At 66.4% G+C, this 16,513-nt stretch carries 14 protein-coding genes and 1 other RNA gene; 3 read left to right on the plus strand and 12 right to left on the minus strand.

Annotation, left to right across the window (positions count from 1 at the left end; genetic code table 11):
* Positions 1-43 precede the first annotated feature (43 nt).
* The 3 genes from ffs to ubiD all read right to left on the minus strand — a co-directional run bounded on the left by ffs (position 44) and on the right by ubiD (position 2,450).
* Positions 44-142, minus strand: an RNA gene (gene ffs / locus LK542_RS12570) — signal recognition particle sRNA small type.
* Between the two features lie 52 nt (positions 143-194).
* Positions 195-881, minus strand: coding sequence for a type 1 glutamine amidotransferase domain-containing protein (locus LK542_RS12575; RefSeq protein ID WP_227812164.1), 687 nt, complete (start codon positions 879-881; stop codon positions 195-197).
* An 84-nt stretch (positions 882-965) separates the two neighbouring features.
* Entirely contained in the window at positions 966-2,450 is a 1,485-nt protein-coding gene (gene ubiD / locus LK542_RS12580) for a 4-hydroxy-3-polyprenylbenzoate decarboxylase (RefSeq protein WP_227812165.1), read from the minus strand.
* 523 nt (positions 2,451-2,973) lie between these two features.
* Between ubiD and LK542_RS12585 the strand changes: the two genes are divergently transcribed.
* Entirely contained in the window at positions 2,974-3,843 is an 870-nt protein-coding gene (locus LK542_RS12585) for a transglycosylase SLT domain-containing protein (protein WP_374040140.1), read from the plus strand.
* A gap of 64 nt (positions 3,844-3,907) precedes the next feature.
* Here LK542_RS12585 and LK542_RS12590 read toward each other — a convergent pair whose 3' ends face one another.
* From LK542_RS12590 to ribBA, 4 genes are all read right to left on the minus strand, one after another.
* Positions 3,908-4,561 (minus strand): GNAT family N-acetyltransferase, encoded by a 654-nt coding sequence (locus LK542_RS12590; RefSeq protein WP_227812167.1) that lies wholly within the window; start codon positions 4,559-4,561, stop codon positions 3,908-3,910.
* Positions 4,562-4,629: 68 nt separating this feature from the next.
* Positions 4,630-5,100, minus strand: coding sequence for a transcription antitermination factor NusB (gene nusB, locus LK542_RS12595; RefSeq protein WP_227800691.1), 471 nt, complete (start codon positions 5,098-5,100; stop codon positions 4,630-4,632).
* A 12-nt stretch (positions 5,101-5,112) separates the two neighbouring features.
* The gene (gene ribH, locus LK542_RS12600) at positions 5,113-5,592 is read right to left on the minus strand and encodes a 6,7-dimethyl-8-ribityllumazine synthase (RefSeq protein WP_227800690.1); all 480 of its coding nucleotides are present in this window, start codon (positions 5,590-5,592) and stop codon (positions 5,113-5,115) included.
* 178 nt (positions 5,593-5,770) lie between these two features.
* On the minus strand, positions 5,771-6,874 hold the full coding sequence (ribBA, locus tag LK542_RS12605) for a bifunctional 3,4-dihydroxy-2-butanone-4-phosphate synthase/GTP cyclohydrolase II (protein ID WP_227800689.1): 1,104 nt from the start codon (positions 6,872-6,874) through the stop codon (positions 5,771-5,773).
* Between the two features lie 367 nt (positions 6,875-7,241).
* Between ribBA and LK542_RS12610 the strand changes: the two genes are divergently transcribed.
* Together LK542_RS12610 and LK542_RS12615 are read left to right on the plus strand one after the other, a co-directional pair.
* Complete coding sequence (locus LK542_RS12610; RefSeq protein WP_227812168.1) at positions 7,242-9,917, plus strand: EAL domain-containing protein; 2,676 nt, start codon at positions 7,242-7,244, stop codon at positions 9,915-9,917.
* Positions 9,918-9,996: 79 nt separating this feature from the next.
* Entirely contained in the window at positions 9,997-12,915 is a 2,919-nt protein-coding gene (locus LK542_RS12615; RefSeq protein ID WP_227812169.1) for a pitrilysin family protein, read from the plus strand.
* Between the two features lie 130 nt (positions 12,916-13,045).
* Here LK542_RS12615 and LK542_RS12620 read toward each other — a convergent pair whose 3' ends face one another.
* The 5 genes from LK542_RS12620 to LK542_RS12645 all read right to left on the minus strand — a co-directional run bounded on the left by LK542_RS12620 (position 13,046) and on the right by LK542_RS12645 (position 16,513).
* Positions 13,046-13,669, minus strand: a complete 624-nt coding sequence (locus LK542_RS12620) for a riboflavin synthase (protein WP_227812170.1) — start codon at positions 13,667-13,669, stop codon at positions 13,046-13,048.
* Position 13,670: 1 nt separating this feature from the next.
* On the minus strand, positions 13,671-14,759 hold the full coding sequence (gene ribD, locus LK542_RS12625) for a bifunctional diaminohydroxyphosphoribosylaminopyrimidine deaminase/5-amino-6-(5-phosphoribosylamino)uracil reductase RibD (protein ID WP_227812258.1): 1,089 nt from the start codon (positions 14,757-14,759) through the stop codon (positions 13,671-13,673).
* 73 nt (positions 14,760-14,832) lie between these two features.
* Positions 14,833-15,390 (minus strand): GspH/FimT family protein, encoded by a 558-nt coding sequence (locus LK542_RS12630; protein WP_227812171.1) that lies wholly within the window; start codon positions 15,388-15,390, stop codon positions 14,833-14,835.
* Complete coding sequence (locus tag LK542_RS12635; protein ID WP_307728966.1) at positions 15,387-15,833, minus strand: type IV pilin protein; 447 nt, start codon at positions 15,831-15,833, stop codon at positions 15,387-15,389. The genes LK542_RS12630 and LK542_RS12635 overlap by 4 nt, the downstream gene beginning before the upstream one ends.
* Positions 15,830-16,513 (minus strand): hypothetical protein, encoded by a 684-nt coding sequence (locus LK542_RS12645; RefSeq protein ID WP_227812172.1) that lies wholly within the window; start codon positions 16,511-16,513, stop codon positions 15,830-15,832. Before LK542_RS12645 ends, LK542_RS12635 begins: the two co-directional genes overlap by 4 nt.

The following is a 16,513-nucleotide window of genomic DNA, read 5'->3' on the forward strand; positions in this document are numbered from 1 at the left end:
GACAATTCGAGTGAGTTGGAAGGGTGAAACAGGAGGGAGATTAAAAGGCGAGCCTGATCTGCGGCACTTGCGGTGAACGGCTTTGGCTGCTTCGTTCCCGACCTGACCAGGTAAACCATGCCGCAATGCGCAGGGGCCCGCCGGCGACAATTATACCCGACCCCACTGGTTTTGGGGCCGGATCTTGTAAAGGCTCAGGAGGACTGCTTCAACAGTGCGAGCAGGGCGCGCGCGCCTTCTTCCGACGACGCCGGGTTCTGGCCCGTGACCAGGAGACCGTCCGTCAGGACATAGGATTGCCAGTCGGCCGCCTTGCTGTATTCGCCGCCCAGCTGTGTCAGGGTGTCCTCGACCAGGAAAGGCACGACCTCGGTCAGGCCGACCGCTTCCTCCTCGGTATTGGTGAAGCCGGTTACGCGCTTGCCCTTGACCAGCGGCTCGCCGCCGGGGCCCTTGACGCCTTTCAGCACGCCCGGAGCGTGGCACACGGCCGCCACCGGCTTGCCTGCCGCCAGCATGGTTTCGATCAGGCGGATCGAATCGGCGTCCTCGGCCAGGTCCCATAGCGGGCCATGGCCGCCGGGATAGAACACGGCGTCAAAGTCCTGCGCGTTCACGCCGGACAGGGTGACGGTATTGGAAAGCGCCTGCCCGGCCTGCGGATCGGCGCGAAAACGGCGGGTCGCCTCGGTCTGGGCGTCCGGCTCGTCGCTCTTCGGATCGAGCGGCGGCTGCCCGCCCTTCGGCGAGGCCAATGTCAGCTCGGCGCCGGCATCCTTGAATACATAATAGGGAGCGGCGAACTCTTCCAGCCAGAAGCCGGTTTTCTTGCCGGTGTCGCCAAGGCGGTCGTGCGAGGTCAGCACCATCAGGATCTTCATCGTGAGCGCTCCGTGGTCGTGGTAATCGAAGGCCGAGTCTACCCCGGCCCTCCCCCGCCGCGCCGCACGCGTGCCGCCCAGAACCTAGATGCCCAGCTGGCCCCAGATGTCGTCCACCCGCGCTTTTACCTCCGGCGTCATCGCGATCGGGGTGCCCCACTCGCGGTTGGTCTCGCCCGGCCACTTGTTGGTGGCGTCGATGCCCATCTTGCTGCCCAGGCCGCTGATCGGCGAAGCGAAGTCGAGGTAGTCGATTGGCGTGTTATCGACCATCACCGTGTCGCGGGTCGGGTCGACCCGGGTGGTAATCGCCCAGATCACTTCCTTCCAGTCGCGCACGTTGACGTCTTCGTCGACCACCACGATGAACTTGGTATACATGAACTGGCGCAGGAAACTCCAGACCCCGAACATGACGCGCTTGGCGTGGCCCGCGTACTGCTTCTTCATCTGCACCACCGCCATGCGGTAGCTGCAGCCTTCCGGCGGCAGGTAGAAGTCGGTGATCTCGCTGAACTGTTTCTGCAGCAGCGGGATGAAGACTTCGTTCAGCGCCACGCCCAGCACCGCCGGTTCGTCGGGCGGCTTGCCGGTGTAGGTCGAGTGGTAAATGGGGTCGCGGCGCATGGTGATGCGGTCGATCGTGAAGACCGGGAAGCTGTCCTGCTCGTTGTAATAGCCGGTGTGGTCGCCATAAGGGCCTTCCAGCGCATGCTCGAAGCCGGACGGGTGATTCGCGTCCGGGTAGATATGCCCTTCCAGCACGATCTCGGCGGACGCGGGAACGCGCAGCTCGCTGCCGATGGCTTTCGTGAGCGCCGTGCGCTGCCCGCGCAAGAGGCCGGCGAACTGGTACTCGGACAAGGTATCCGGCACCGGGGTGACCGCGCCCAGGATGGTGGCCGGGTCGGCGCCCAGCGCCACCGCCACCGGATAGGGTTTGCCCGGATTGGCCAGTGCGTGCTCGCGGAAATCGAGGGCGCCGCCGCGGTGCGCGAGCCAGCGCATGATCACCTTGTTCCGGCCCAGCACCTGCTGGCGGTAGATACCCAGGTTCTGGCGCTTCTTGTGCGGCCCCTTGGTAATCACCAGGCCCCAGGTGATCAGCGGAGCGATGTCGCCCGGCCAGCAGTGCTGGATCGGCAGCCTGGCCAGGTCGACGTCCTGCCCTTCCCACACGATCTCCTGGCACGGCGCGCCCTTCACTTCTTTCGGCGCCATGTCCCATACCGCCTTGACCAGCGAGCCCATGCCCATGATGTCCTTGAAGCCCTTGGGCGGCTCCGGCTCTTTCAGGCGCGCCAGCACGTGGCCGATGTTACGCAGCTCGGTCAGGCTTTCGGCGCCCATGCCCAGCGCCACCCGCCGTGGCGTGCCGAACAGGTTGCCCAGCACTGGAATAGCGTGCCCAGTCGGTTTTTCAAACAGCAGCGCAGGTCCTTCGGCGCGCAGGGTGCGGTCGCAGATCTCCGTCATTTCGAGGTGGGGCGACACCGGTACGCCAACATGCTTGAGCTCGCCCATCCGTTCGAGCTGAGCCATAAAGTCCCGCAAATCTGAATATTTCATCAAGTTTTGATCGTTATCTCGACCATAGAAGGGTTGTTAAGGCACCATGCCAAGTAGCTGATTTAGCAAGACTTTTCAAAATTTCGGCCTGGCAATCAGAACTAAAAGTAATAAGAGCGGATCGTGCTAGGGTTGACTTGGTATAAAGGAGCCACTAGAATCCGTCCTACTTGATGAGACAGGCAAGTCTTTCTGACACGATTTTAGCTGTTCTCATGCATTCACGGGGTCGGGGCCCCACATGACATTTTTGAGGAGTGTTTTCACTGGGCGTCTGCCCAATCCCCCGAGACAGTTGTTGAGCCACTGGTTCCACCCGGACGGGTTTTAAAGCAGCCAGCTGTAGCAAGGCAATGACGGCGTTAGTCGGCCGCAACGCGGCGACCTACGATATTTCTGATGCACGGCATTCAAGTACCCCGGCACAGCGTCCCTAGACGCCGTGACAGGAGTCCTTTTTGCCGCGACAAAGGGGAATTCGATGATCAATCGTTTCATCACGAGCGCAAGGCTCGTGCACACCATGGCCAGCCAGCCAGTCACGTGGTCTTCCGTGAGCAAAGCGGCACGCGGTATGCTGAACACCGCACGCAACACCCTGACCGTATTCGGTCTCTCCGCAGTCGCGATGCTCGCGCTGCTCTACACCAACGAAGACGTCGCCAAGCGCGTCTCGGACGTGCTGGATCCCCAGCCTGAAATCGTCGCCGTGGCCCCGGTCGCCCCGGCGCCCAAGCTCGAGAACGTGGCGGAAGCAGTCGAAACGCCCGTCGCCGACGCTCACCACGTGGGCAACAGCAAGCAGCAGCAGTGGGTCACTTCCTGGCTGAGCAAGCGCTACCGCGTCGCCAGCGATGCCGCCAACATGCTGGTCTCGACCGCCTACATGACGGCGCACGAGGTCAAGCTGGATCCGCTCCTGATCCTGGCCGTGATGGCCATCGAATCGGGTCTGAACCCCTTCGCCGAAAGCGCCATGGGCGCCAAGGGCTTGATGCAGGTCATGGCCAAGGTCCACCACGACAAGTTCGAGGAAGTCGGCGGCCAGCAGGCAGCCCTGAATCCGGTCGCCAACATCAAGGTCGGCGCCCTGATCCTGAAGGATTACGTCAAGCGCACCGGTTCCGTGGAAGGCGGCCTCAAGACCTACGTCGGCGCGGCCGACATGGAAAGCGATTCCGGCTACGGCGCCAAGGTGCTGGCCGAATACCAGCGCCTGAAGCAGGTGGCGCGCGGCCAGAAGGTTCCGACCACCAATCCGCCGCGTCCTGCCGCTCCCTCGCCCGCTCCGGCCACCATCATGGTCAAGCAGGAGCCGGCCGAGACGCCGGCGCCGGCAGCGACCCCGGCCAAGCCGGAGAACCACGGCGCGGAAACGCTGGCGACCCTGTAAGCCAGGGCAACACTCCTCACGAAGACCACCGCCGCGGCGGTGGTTTTTTTATTGCACCTGCGGTTTATTGGACGTCGTCGGGAATGACGATGGTCGAATACGGCGACGCCACGCGCCAGCCGAGCGCCGCATACAGGGCACGTCCATCCTCGTTCGCCACCAGCACCCTGCGCGCGGCCGGTGAATGCTGGCGCGCAGCGAGGGCGGCGATCATGGCGCTGCCGAGGCCGCGCCGCCGGTGTGCTGCGTGGGTGGCGATCCGGTCGAACACGTAGGCGCCGCCGTACTCGGCCGCGTAACCGGTCGCCGCGAGCGCGCCATCCTCCGCATGGATGCGGGCAAGGATCGCCGGCCCTTCCTGCCGCAGCTCGAGCCGGTATCCGGGCGCGAGCGGAGGCAGGGCACGATCCTGGCCCGCATGCGTCATCAGGTAGCCGCCCGGCTGCAGCTCCCAGCCCGGCGGGGCAAGCGCCAGCAGTTCCTCGCCTCGGCCACACATCTTGATGAAGGTACGCGGCGCCCGGATCGAGGCCGCAAGCGCCGCCAGCCCCGGCGCCGGGCCGGCAAACACGTAGCGGCACGTTTCCTCGATCGAGGCGGTGTCGACGCGCATGCCCCCATGGGCTGGCACAGGCAGCGGCAGGCCGCGGGCGATCGAACGGCCGGCCAGCCAGGCCCACAGCAGTGCCGGTTCGGCGAAACGGGGATGGCTTGTCATATCGGCATAAAAAAAGCCACCGGGCAGTGCCGCGGTGGCTTTCGCTCTATATATAGATGCGCCGTCGATCAGCGGCGCGCGTCGGCGCCCACCTCGTCCGGACGCAGGGTCGAGGCCAGCTTGTCCAGCACGCCGTTGACGTACTTGTGGCCGTCGATGCCGCCGAAGGACTTGGTCAGCTCGACCGCTTCGTTGATCACGACGCGGTAGGGGATTTCCGGATGGTTCTTCAGCTCGTAGGCGCCCAGCAGCAGCACGCCGTGCTCGATCGGCGACAACTCGGCGATGCTGCGGTCGATCAGCGGCGCGATGACTTCGCGCAGCTCGACCGAGGTGGCGATGGCGCCGTTCAGCAGTTCGCTGAAGAATTCGCCGTCGGCCTTGTCGAAGCCATGGGCGCCGCGGATGTTGGTGATCACTGTGCGGGCCGGTTCATTGTTCAGCAGCCATTGGTACAGGCCCTGCAGCGCGAACTCGCGCGCGCGGTGGCGCGGCGTGCGGTTCTTGCTGGGGTTGGCGTGCGTGGTCTTGTCGGTCATGTGCTTTCTTCCTTACTCTTCTTCTGCCTGCAGTTCTTCCAGCGCGAACAGCAGGTTCGCCATCTCGACCGCGACGCGCGCCGCATCGGCGCCCTTCTCGGCCATGCGGGCTTCGGCCTGCTCGTCGTTCTCGGTGGTCAGGATCGCGTTCGCGATCGGCATGCCGTAGTCCAGGCCGATGCGGGTGATGCCCGCACCCGATTCGTTCGACACCAGTTCGAAATGGTAGGTCTCGCCGCGGATCACCGCGCCCAGCGCGATCAGCGAGTCGAACTGCTGGGTCTCGGCCATCTTCTGCAGCGCCAGCGGCACTTCCAGCGCACCCGGGACGGTGATGTGGAGGATGTCCTCGTCGGCGACGCCCAGGCGCTTCAGTTCGGCCAGGCAGGACGACAGCAGGCCGTGGCCGATGTCGGCGTTGAATCGTGCCTGCACGATGCCGATGCGCAGGCCTTCGCCCGCCAGATTGCTTTCAAAAGTTCCTACCGTCATGGCTGACCTCTTCTTATCGATGTGTGTATATATATTAGTGGGTATTCTCGTTCGGGCGCGCCGCGCCCAAGCATTTAAGAGCGTCTAACAAAACCCCGAGGGCAAGGCGCATCGCCGAAGACAGTACGCTAGTACGGCGAGGCGATGCAACGCAGCCATCGGGGGAATTGTTAGGCGCTCAGGCTGGTTGCGGCAGGTAACCGGTTACTTCCAGGTCGAAGCCCGTCATCGACGGCATCTTGCGCGGGTTGGCCAGCAGCTGCATCTTGCCGACGCCGAGGTTGCGCAGGATCTGGGCGCCGATGCCGTAGGTGCGCAGGTCCATCGAGGCGGCGCGGCTGCTGCGCGGGCCCGTGTCGCGCGGGGCGAACTGGGCGAACAGCTGGTCGGCGGTCTCACCGCAGTTGAGCAGCACGATCGCACCGCTCTCGCCGGCCTGGATCGCCTTCATGGCCGAGGCCAGGTCCCAGGAGTGGGTCGAGGCGCAGTTGCCCAGCACGTCGAGGATGGAAACCGGCTGGTGCACGCGCACCAGGGCTTCCTTGTCGCGCGCGATTTCGCCGTGCACCAGGGCCAGGTGGGCCGCGCCGCTCGGCTTGTCGCGGTAGGCGACCAGCTTGAATTCGCCATACGGCGTGTTGAGCGGACGCTCGGCCACGCGCTCGACCAGGCTTTCGTTCTGGCTGCGGTAATGGATCAGGTCGGCGATGGTGCCGATCTTCAGCTTGTGTTCCCGCGCGAATTCGATCAGGTCCGGCAGGCGCGCCATGGTGCCGTCTTCCTTGATGATCTCGCAGATCACCGAGGCCGGGGTCAGGCCGGCCATCTCGGTCAGGTCGCAGCCGGCTTCGGTATGGCCTGCACGCATCAGGACGCCGCCCTTCTGGGCGCGCAGCGGGAAGATGTGGCCCGGCTGCACCAGGTCGTCCGGGGTCGTGCCCTTGTTCACGGCGACCTGGATGGTGCGCGCGCGGTCGGCCGCGGAAATGCCGGTGGTCACGCCTTCGGCCGCTTCGATCGAGACCGTGAAGTTGGTGCCGAAGGAGGTGCCGTTCTTCGAGGTCATCATCGGCAGCGCCAGCTCGTCGCAGCGTTCCTCGGTCAGGGTCAGGCAGACCAGGCCGCGCGCGTGGCGGATCATGAAGTTGATCGCTTCCGGGGTGACGAAATCGGCGGCAAGCACCAGGTCGCCCTCGTTTTCGCGGTCTTCTTCATCGACAAGAATGACCATGCGCCCTGCGCGCAATTCGGCAACGATTTCCTCGGTGCTGGAAATAGACATACGGATTCCTTGAAACGGGGGTGTTTTTGCGTAATCCGTTATTTTAAAGGATTTACCGCCTTTCAACCGAGCCACTGCAGCCCTTCCCCACCACAGCGCTGCGAATCCGTCAACGCCTGTTACCACAAAGCAACACTCGTGCACGATTGAGCGCACGATGTACCTTCGCGCCCACAGAATTGTTAAGCTCTCCTTTCCTGCACGCAACAAGCTGCGTGTTTACGCATGACTCGATTATGATAAAAACATCGCGGCTGCGTGTGTTTCCGGGATTCCTCCATGGCAACACGCAGCACATCTCCGGAGTTGCCATGGCGGCGGTTCGCAACACAGGCATGCCTTGCCCTTCCAGCGAAGGGCGGCATTGATGGCCACGATCCTGATCGTCGACGACAGGCCGAGCAACCGCGCCTTTTTGAATGCGCTGCTCGGCTTTACCGGCCACCGCCTGCTCGAAGCGCACGACGGCGCCCAGGCGCTGGCGCTCGCGCGCCGGGAGCGGCCGGACCTCGTCATCACCGACCTCCTGATGCCCGTCATGGACGGCTACGAGCTGGTCCAGCAGCTGCGCGGCGACGACGAGCTGCGCGGCATCCGCGTCATCTTTTTCTCCGCCGTGTATGCGGAGCGTGAAATCCAGGCGATGGCGGCGCGCTGTGGGGTCGCCACCGTGCTGCCGAAACCGGCCGACCCGCAGCAGATCCTGGATGCCATCCAGGCCGAACTGGGCGTCATCGAAGGCGCCCCGCCGCTGCCGGTGCCCCAGCTGGCGGCGGAAGGGGACCGCGCCCTGCCCTTCGACCTGGGCGCGCGCCTGGCCGAACTGGAGCGCATGTGCCTGTCGCTGATCGGCGAACGCCGGGTCGAGACCCTGGCCGCCTCCTTCCTCGATGCCGCCCGCCGCGTGCTGCACGCCGACTGCGCCGCCCTGTGCCTGCTCGACCGCGGCGAGCGCAATGTGCGCCACCTCGACACCTGGACCCTCGACCCGGCCCTGCTCGCCTCGCACGCGCTCGACGAATCGCATCTCCCGGGCATGCTGCTGCGCGCCCGCGCGCCGCTGCGTCTGGCGGCCGGCGACGCCATGCTCGACAGCATGCCGTCCTGCCACCCGCCCATGGGAAGTTTCCTCGGCCTGCAGGTGCACGACCTGCAGCATCCGCACGGCTGGCTGTACTGCGCGCGCCGCCCTGGCGCCCCCGCCTTCACCGACGAAGAAGAACGCTGGGCCACGGCCCTGGCGGCCCAGCTGGCGGTGGCCTATGAAAACCTGAACCTGTACGACGTGGTCCAGCGCCACGCGGCCCAGCTTCAGCTGGAAGCCCTGGCCCGCGCCGACGCCGACAAGGCCCTGCGCGAGAGCGAGCACCGGCTGGAGCTGGCGCGCCAGGTGTTCGACAGCACCCAGGAAGGCATCATGATGACCGATGCCGACGCCAACATCGTCGCCGTCAATCCCGCCTTCGAGCAGATCACCGGCTACCGCGAATCGGAAGTGCTGGGACTGAGCCCGCGCATGCTGCGCTCGGGACGGCATGACGCAACCTTCTACCGCGACATGTGGCACTGCCTGGAAAAGGATGGCCAGTGGCGCGGCGAAATCTGGAACCGCCGCAAGAACGGCGAAGTCTACCCGGAACGCACCAGCATCAGCGCCGTGCGCGACGAAGCAGGCAAGCTGACCGCCTACGTATCGGTCTCCACCGACCTGTCGGCCCTGAAGGCGGCGCACCACCAGCTCGACTTCCTGTCGAACCACGACGCCCTCACGCTGCTGCCCAACCGTTCCCTGTTCAACGACCGCCTGCAGCAGGCGATCGCGGCCGCGCGCCAGGGCGATGGCCAGCTGGCACTCCTTCTGTTTAACGTCGACCGCCTGTCCCGCATCAACGACAGCCTCGGCCACGCGGCCGGCGACGCCGTGCTGCGCGAGGTAGCGCAGCGGGTGGGCGACATCGCCGGCCCGACCGACACCCTGGCGCGCCTGTCGGGCGACGAATTCGTCCTGCTGCTCACCAGCTGCGACGACAACGAGGACATCATCCTGGCCGCGCGCCGCCTGATCGACGCCATCGCCCGCCCCTTCGTGCTGGGCGGGCACGACGTGGTGGTCACCGGCAGCGTCGGCATCAGCATCTTCCCGCGTGACGGCAATGCGCCGGGCGACCTGCTGAAGGCGGCCGACGCGGCCCTGGGCGACATGAAGAAATCGGGGCGCAACGGCTTCCGCTTCTTCAAGGGCGAGATGAACGCCCAGGCGCTGCGCTGGCTGGCGCTGGAAACCCGCCTGCGGCGCGCCATCGAGCGCGACGAACTGGCCCTCCACTACCAGCCGCAAATTTCACGCATCGACGGCAGCGTGGTGGGGATGGAAGCGCTGCTGCGCTGGCGCAGCGAGGAGATGGGCTCGGTGTCGCCGGGCGACTTCATCCCGCTTGCCGAAGACACCGGCCTGATCCACCCGATCGGCGAATGGGTGATCCGCCAGGCCTGCTTCCAGAACAAGGCCTGGCAAAACGCCGGCCTGCCGCCCGTGAAGGTGGCCGTCAACGTCTCGGCCAACCAGTTCAAAGCCGGTTCAGTCAGCAGCATGGTGCGCAAGGCCCTGCTGGAGAGCGGGCTCGCGCCGCGCTATCTGGAAGTGGAGTTGACCGAAAGCGTGATGCTGGGCGACAGCGCCGTGGCCGAGGCCCAGATGGCCGAGCTGCGCGCCATGGGGGTGTCGCTGTCGCTGGACGACTTCGGCACCGGCTATTCCTCGCTCGGCTACCTGTCGCGCTTCCCGCTCGACAAGCTCAAGATCGACCAGACCTTTGTCCGCAACATCACCACCGAGCAGCGCAGCGCGGCGATCGCCCAGGCCACCATCGCGCTGGCCCAGGGCCTGTCGCTGTCGGTGGTGGCCGAAGGGGTGGAGACGATCGGCCAGCGCGACTTCCTGGGCCTGATCGGCTGCGACGTGATGCAGGGCTACCTGTACAGCCGCCCGGTGCCGTCGCACGAGATGGCCCAGCTGCTGGCCAAGGGCCGCGTTGCCGTGTGACACATACATACGTAATACCACAACATTTTCGACGGGCATGCGCGGTAGAATGCGTGCTCATCCCCTGATTGGATCTTCGATGAGCAAGAATTCCCTGCGCGGCCTCTGCCTGGCCGCGCTGCTGTGTGTGCAGCCGCTGGCCGCCGTTGCCGCCCCTGCCGCAAAGAGCGCCGCCAAGCCTGTCGCCGCGCCTGCGCACAACGCGCCCCTGCGCCTGGACGCCGCGATTCCTGTCGGCCCGCAGGTCAAGGTGGGCAAGCTGGCCAACGGCCTGACCTATTACATCCAGCGCAATGCCCGCCCGGAACGCAAGCTCGAGCTGCGCCTGGTGGTCAAGGCCGGTTCCATCCTCGAGGACGAGGACCAGCGCGGCCTGGCCCACTTCGTCGAGCACATGGCCTTCAACGGCTCGACCAACTTCCGCAAGCACGAGCTGGTGTCCTATTTGCAGACCATCGGCGTCGGCTTCGGCGCCGACCTGAACGCCTATACCTCGTTCGACGAGACCGTCTATATCCTGCCGATCCCGACCGACAAGCCGGAGCACGTGACGAAGGCCTTCCAGGTGCTGGAAGACTGGGCCCATGGCGTCAGCTTCAACCCGGAAGACATCGACAAGGAACGCGGCATCATCCTGGAAGAACTGCGCCTCGGTAAAGGCGCCTCGGACCGCATGAGCAAGCAGATCATGCCGGCCATCTTCAACGGTTCGAAATACGCGGAGCGCCTGCCGATCGGGACCGAGGACGTCCTGCGCAACTTCCAGCCCGAAGCCCTGACCCGCTTCTACCGCGACTGGTACCGTCCCGACCTGATGGCGGTGGTGGTGGTCGGCGACATCGACCCGCAACACGCCGAAAAGCTGGTCAAGGCCCATTTCGCCCACCTCAAGAACCCGCAGCCGGCGCGTCCGCGCCCCTATGCCGAGATCCCGGCGCGCCAGGCCACCGAGGCCCTGGTCGTCACCGACCAGGAGGCAACCGGCAACGCGGTGCTGATCCGCTACCCGGTGCAGCCGGTGGTCGAAGCGGGCACCATCCGCGCGTACCGCGACGACCTGGTGCAATCGCTGTTCGCCAGCATGCTCAACCAGCGCCTGCAGGAACTGTCGCAGCTGCCGGAACCGCCCTTCATGGGCGCCAGCAGCTCGCTCGGCAAGCTGACCCCGCGCTACCGCTCCTACAACGCCTCGGCCGCCATCGGCGCGCGCGGCGCCGAAGTGGCGCTCACTGCCCTGGTCGAGGAAAACGAGCGCGCGCGCCGCTTCGGCTTCAGCGCGGGCGAACTCGAGCGCGTCAAGAAAAACCTGATGCGCAACTACGAGCAGGCCTGGAACGAGCGCGCCAAGAGCGATTCGGGCACCTATGCGGCCGAGTACATCCGCAACTTCCTGCAGCAGGAAGCGATTCCCGGCATCGACACCGAATACCGCTACGTCAGGGAGCTGGTCCCTGGCATCACCCTGGACGAAGTCAACGCCTATGCGCGCCGCACGATTCCCGCGGATTCGGGCAAGCTGGTGCTGTACACGGGCGTGACCCGGCCCGACACGCCGCAGGGCCAGCAGCTGCTCGCCGCGGTTGCCACGGCCCAGCGCGCCGAACTGCGCCCGCATGACGAAAAAGCCGTGGCGGCGCGCCTGATGGAGCACCCGCCCGCACCCGGGCGCATCGTGGCCGAATCGCACGACAAGGCGCTCGGCCTGACGCGCCTGGAGCTGTCGAACGGCGTCAAGGTCATCCTCAAGGCGACCGATTTCCGCAATGACCAGGTCATGATGAGCGCGGCCCGCTTCGGCGGCCAGAGCCTGTTCGGCGACAAGGACGTGCTGAACGCGCGCTTCGCCAATGCGATCGTGGCCAGCATGGGCGTCAGGGACTTCACGCCCCTCGACATGCGCAAGATCCTGGCCGGCAAGGCGGCCCAGGTGAACGTCGGCCTCGCCAATTACACCGACGTGGTGGTGGGCGCCTCGGGCGCGACCGACATCGAGACCATGCTGCAGCTGACCTGGCTGAAGTTCAACGGCGTGCGGCGCGACGAAGACCTGTTCAAGTCCTATGTCGGCAAGCAGGCCGAGCAGGCGCGCAACCAGACCACGCAGCCGGGCGCGCGCTTCGGCGATGCGGTCATGTCGGCCCTGTACAACAACCACCCGCGCGCACCGCGCACCCTGAAGGCGGAAGAATACGAGCAGATCGACCTCGACCGCAGCATCGAGATCTTCCGCCAGCGCTTTTCCAGCGCGAAGGACCTGACCTTCATCCTGGTCGGCAGTTTTGACACGGCCACGATCAAGCCGCTGCTGGCGACCTACCTGGGCAGCCTGCCGACCCCGGACCTGACCGTGGCCTACCGCGACGTCGGCCTGCGTCCGGCCACGGGCGTGGTCAAGCGCGAGGTGCGCAGCGGTTCCGAGCCGAAGAGCACGGTCTCGCTGACCTTTACCGGCGTGGCCGAATTCAGCGAAGCCGAGCAGCTGCGCCTGTCGGCCCTGCTCGAGGTGGTCAACCTGCGCATCATCGACGTGCTGCGCGAAAAGATGGCCCTGATCTACGGTGGCGGCGCCTCGGGCGTGCTGAGCAAGATCCCCTATGGTAACTACTCGATCGGCGTCACCCTGCCGACCGGGCCGGAACACGTGGACAAGGTGATTGCGACGACCTTCGAGGAGATCAAGCGCCTGCAGAAGGAAGGACCGATTGCTGAAGACCTGGAAAAGGTCAAGAGCAACTGGATCCAGAACCACCGCCGCTCGCTGCGCGAGAACGGCTACTGGCTGGGGCACCTGCAGACGGCCCTGAGCGAAGGGACCGACCCGGGCGCGATCCTGCAGGTCGAGAAGCAGGTGCAGGCCTTGACGGCGGAAGACATCAAGGTCGCGGCGCGGCGCTACTTCAACGAGATGAACTACGTGCAGGTGGTGCTCAATCCCGAAATCCAGGGGACGACGGCGGTAGCGGCGTCGAACGCCAAGGCCACCGCGCCGGGTGGTTGACCGTAGGGTGGGCGGCTCGTGCTCTGGTTCACCGGACCAGAGCACCCCACGCCGTTATAGCGGCAGCAAGATCACCTGGCGCGACACGAACCCGATAACAATCACCGCGTGGGCGGGAAACCCGCCCACCCTACTTCGCCGAGAGCATGCGCTCCACATAACGCGCGATCAGGTCGATCTCCAGGTTCACCTGCGATCCCGCCTTCAGGTGCTTGAGGGTGGTAACCTCGATCGTGTGCGGAATCAGGTTGATCGAGAAGCGGCATACCTTGCCGCCTTCAGCCTGGATATCCTCGACGCGGTTCACCGTCAGCGACACACCATTTACCACCACCGAGCCTTTATAGGCCAGGAACTTGGCCAGGTCCTGCGGCGCATCGATGATCAGTTCGCGCGACTCGCCCACCGGCTCGAAGCTGTGCACGGTGCCGAGGCCATCGACGTGGCCGGACACCAGGTGACCGCCCAGGCGCTCGGCCAGGGTCAGTGCCTTTTCCAGGTTGACTTCGCCGGGCGCTTCCAGTCCGACGGTCTTGCTCAGGCTCTCGCGCGAGACGTCCACGGTGAAGCTGCTGTCGGTCTTGTCCACCACGGTCATGCAGGCGCCGTTGATCGCGATCGAGTCGCCCAGCGCCACGTCCGCCAGCCCCAGCGGGCCGGCGTCGACTTGCAGGCGCACGCCGGCAAACGAGCCGCCTTCGAGCGGCTTGACCGATCTGATGTTGCCGACGGCGGCGACGATTCCAGTAAACATATTATTCCTCAGTGTTGATTGTCGATTGGGCGAACCTGGCCAGGATGCGGATGTCGTCGCCGACCCGCGCCAGGTCGTGGAAGCGCAGCTGGCGCTTGTCGGACAGGCGCGCCAGCGGCGGCAGCTCGAACATGCCCTGACCCGGCCCGATCAGGCTGGGCGCCAGATAGACCAGCAGCTCGTCGACGCAGCCTTCGCGCACCATCGAGGCATTCAGCTTTGAGCCTGCCTCGACGTGCACCTCGTTGATCTCGCGCCGGCCCAGTTCCTGCATCAGGGCCGGCAGGTCGACCTTGCCGCGCGCATTCGGCAGCACAATGACTTCATGGCCTGCCGCACGCAGCGCCGCACTCTTCTCAGGCTGCTCGGCGGCGGCCACGACCCAGCACGGCTCGCCCTGCAGGATGCGGGCGTCCAGCGGGATCTCGAGCCGGCTGTCGACGATCACGCGGCGCGGGGGCAAGGGCGTCTCGACGCCGCGCACGGTCAGCTGCGGATCGTCGGCCTTGATGGTGCCGATGCCGGTCACGATCGCCTGGGCGCGGGCGCGCCAGGCGTGGCCGTCGGCGCGTGCGTCCGGCCCCGTGATCCACTGGCTCTCGCCGCCGGCCAGCGCCGTGGCGCCGTCCAGGCTGGCGGCTACCTTCAGGCGCACCCAGGGCAGGCCGCGGCGCATGCGCGAAAAGAAGCCGATGTTGAGCTCGTAGGCCTGCTCGGCCAGCACGCCCGAAGTGACGGCGATGCCGGCCGCCTCGAGCTGGGCCAGGCCGCGTCCGGCCACCAGCGGGTTGGGATCGGTCATCGCAGCCACCACCCGCCCGATGCCGGCCTGCACCAGCGCATTCGAGCACGGCGGCGTACGGCCGTAATGGCTGCAGGGTTCGAGCGTGACATAGGCCGTGGCGCCACGCACATCGTTGCCGCGGGCCGCGGCATCGCGCATGGCCTGGATCTCGGCATGCGCCTGTCCGGCCGGCTGGGTGTGGCCTGCGCCGATGACCACGCCGTCGCGCACGATCACGCAGCCGATCCGGGGATTGGGCGCCGTGATGAACATGCCCTTCGCCGCCCAGGCCAGGGCCAGCGCCATGCCGTCGGTATCGTTGAGAATGCTTGCGCTGTCGTGTGCCACTCTGTCGTCCGCTGTTGGGTTCGCCCGGCCGCTAGGGCGGGGCTTCGGCCCCGTCACAGCCATCGTCACGCGCCGGATTGCACAGCCGCGCCCGCCCGAGCATGTTGATTTTAATACGCCGGATATGCCCGCCATGAAACAGCGACAGCGTACCGAGCCGGGAGGCGCCGCTGTTGCTGTCGCTGCAGCTGCGCCCGGCGCCATTGTAGGCGATGTACTGCGGCGGCGCAGGCTGGGTGAAGGAAAAGTCGATCTGCACGCCGCGTGGCAGCGGGCCGTGGACCGCGACCAGCTCGTCTGGCGGCCCCAATTCGCCGTCGGCGTCGCGGTCGACGAAGACGGTCCATCCTTGGGTCCAGTCGCTGCCCGCCGCGTCGCGCGGCGCCAGCTTGACCCGCTCGCCCCTGGCGATGGCCTGGGCGCGGGTGTGCAGGATGGCGTCCAGCAATTCGCTCGAGGCGGCCTTGATCTGCTGGTGCGTCACCAGGGCATGCAGGTCAGGCGCCGCCGCCGCGAAGGCCACGGCGGCGATCGCCAGCACTACCGCCAGCTCGGCCAGCGTGGCGCCGCGAGCGGAAGCGCCGCTCATGGCCAGCAGCGCGGCCCGGCGCCGCTCGCACCCTGCGCGCCGCTGCTGTCGAGGCTCAGTACGCCGCAGTCCGGATCGCTGAAATCCGTGTTGACCCGGGCCGTCCCCGGCCGGGCCCGCAGTTCGATGCACTGGCGGATGTCCTGGCCTTCGCAGGCGCGCCCCTCGAGCTCGTAGGCGCTGTCCTCGGGACGCGTGCCGAGCCACCAGCGGAACTGGCGGCTGTCCTCCTCTTGCGCTGAGGACGAGAAGGCGACATAGGTGTGGTGCAGCGCGCGGTACTGTTCCTGGCGCTGTATGGCCTCGACCAGCGCCAGCTGGGCCTCGACGCGGCGGGTCCTGAGCACGTGCTGAGCGTAGCTGGGATAGGCGACCGCCGCCAGGATGCCGACGATCGCCAGCACGATCATCAGCTCGACCAGCGTGAATCCGCGCGGCTTCATCGCCCCTCCTGCCAGTTGCTGATTTCGCGCCAGCCCACGCGGACCCCGGGCCCGCCGGGCGTGCCGGGGGCGCCAGGCTCCGCGCCCCCTTGTGCAGGCTCGGCCGGGGGACTGGCGGGGAGCAGCTTGCGGTAATAGGCCTGCACCGCCACCTGGGTCGTGTCGACGCTGCCGAAGCCGAGCGCGGAGACCCGGTACAGCAGCACCTCTGGCGTGGAAGGCATGCGTTCGATGAGGTAGCGCGGCGCCTGCACCGCCAGTGCGCCCTCGCCGACTGGAATCTGTGCACCCGTAAAGCTGCCGAGGGCGACGGAAGGCCCGGTGGCGTCGGCAAGCGTGGTGAAGATGTCGGCAGCGTCCGCTGCCTGTGCGCACAGGCCGTCGTAGGGAGCGCCGCCGCGGCAGCCCTCGCTGAACGCCGCGGCCGTGGCGTTAGCGAGCGCCGCGGCGCGCGCCGACGCGGGATCGGCGCCGCCTTCGATATCGTGCTCGGCGTCGACCAGCGCGGCCATGGCGCCGCTCAGCGCCAGCATGCGGTCGCGCTCGTGGCCGGCGGCGCGTGCGCCGTTGATCGCAGTGCGCGCGGCCGCAATGCTGGTCATCAGGATCGCCAGCATGAGCAACAGGGCCGTGAGCAGCGCCATGCCATGCTGCGCCCCGTTCGACCGAGGAGTAGCCAT

It is taken from the genome of Massilia sp. IC2-477, assembly GCF_020707265.1.
GTDB lineage: Bacteria > Pseudomonadota > Gammaproteobacteria > Burkholderiales > Burkholderiaceae_D > Telluria.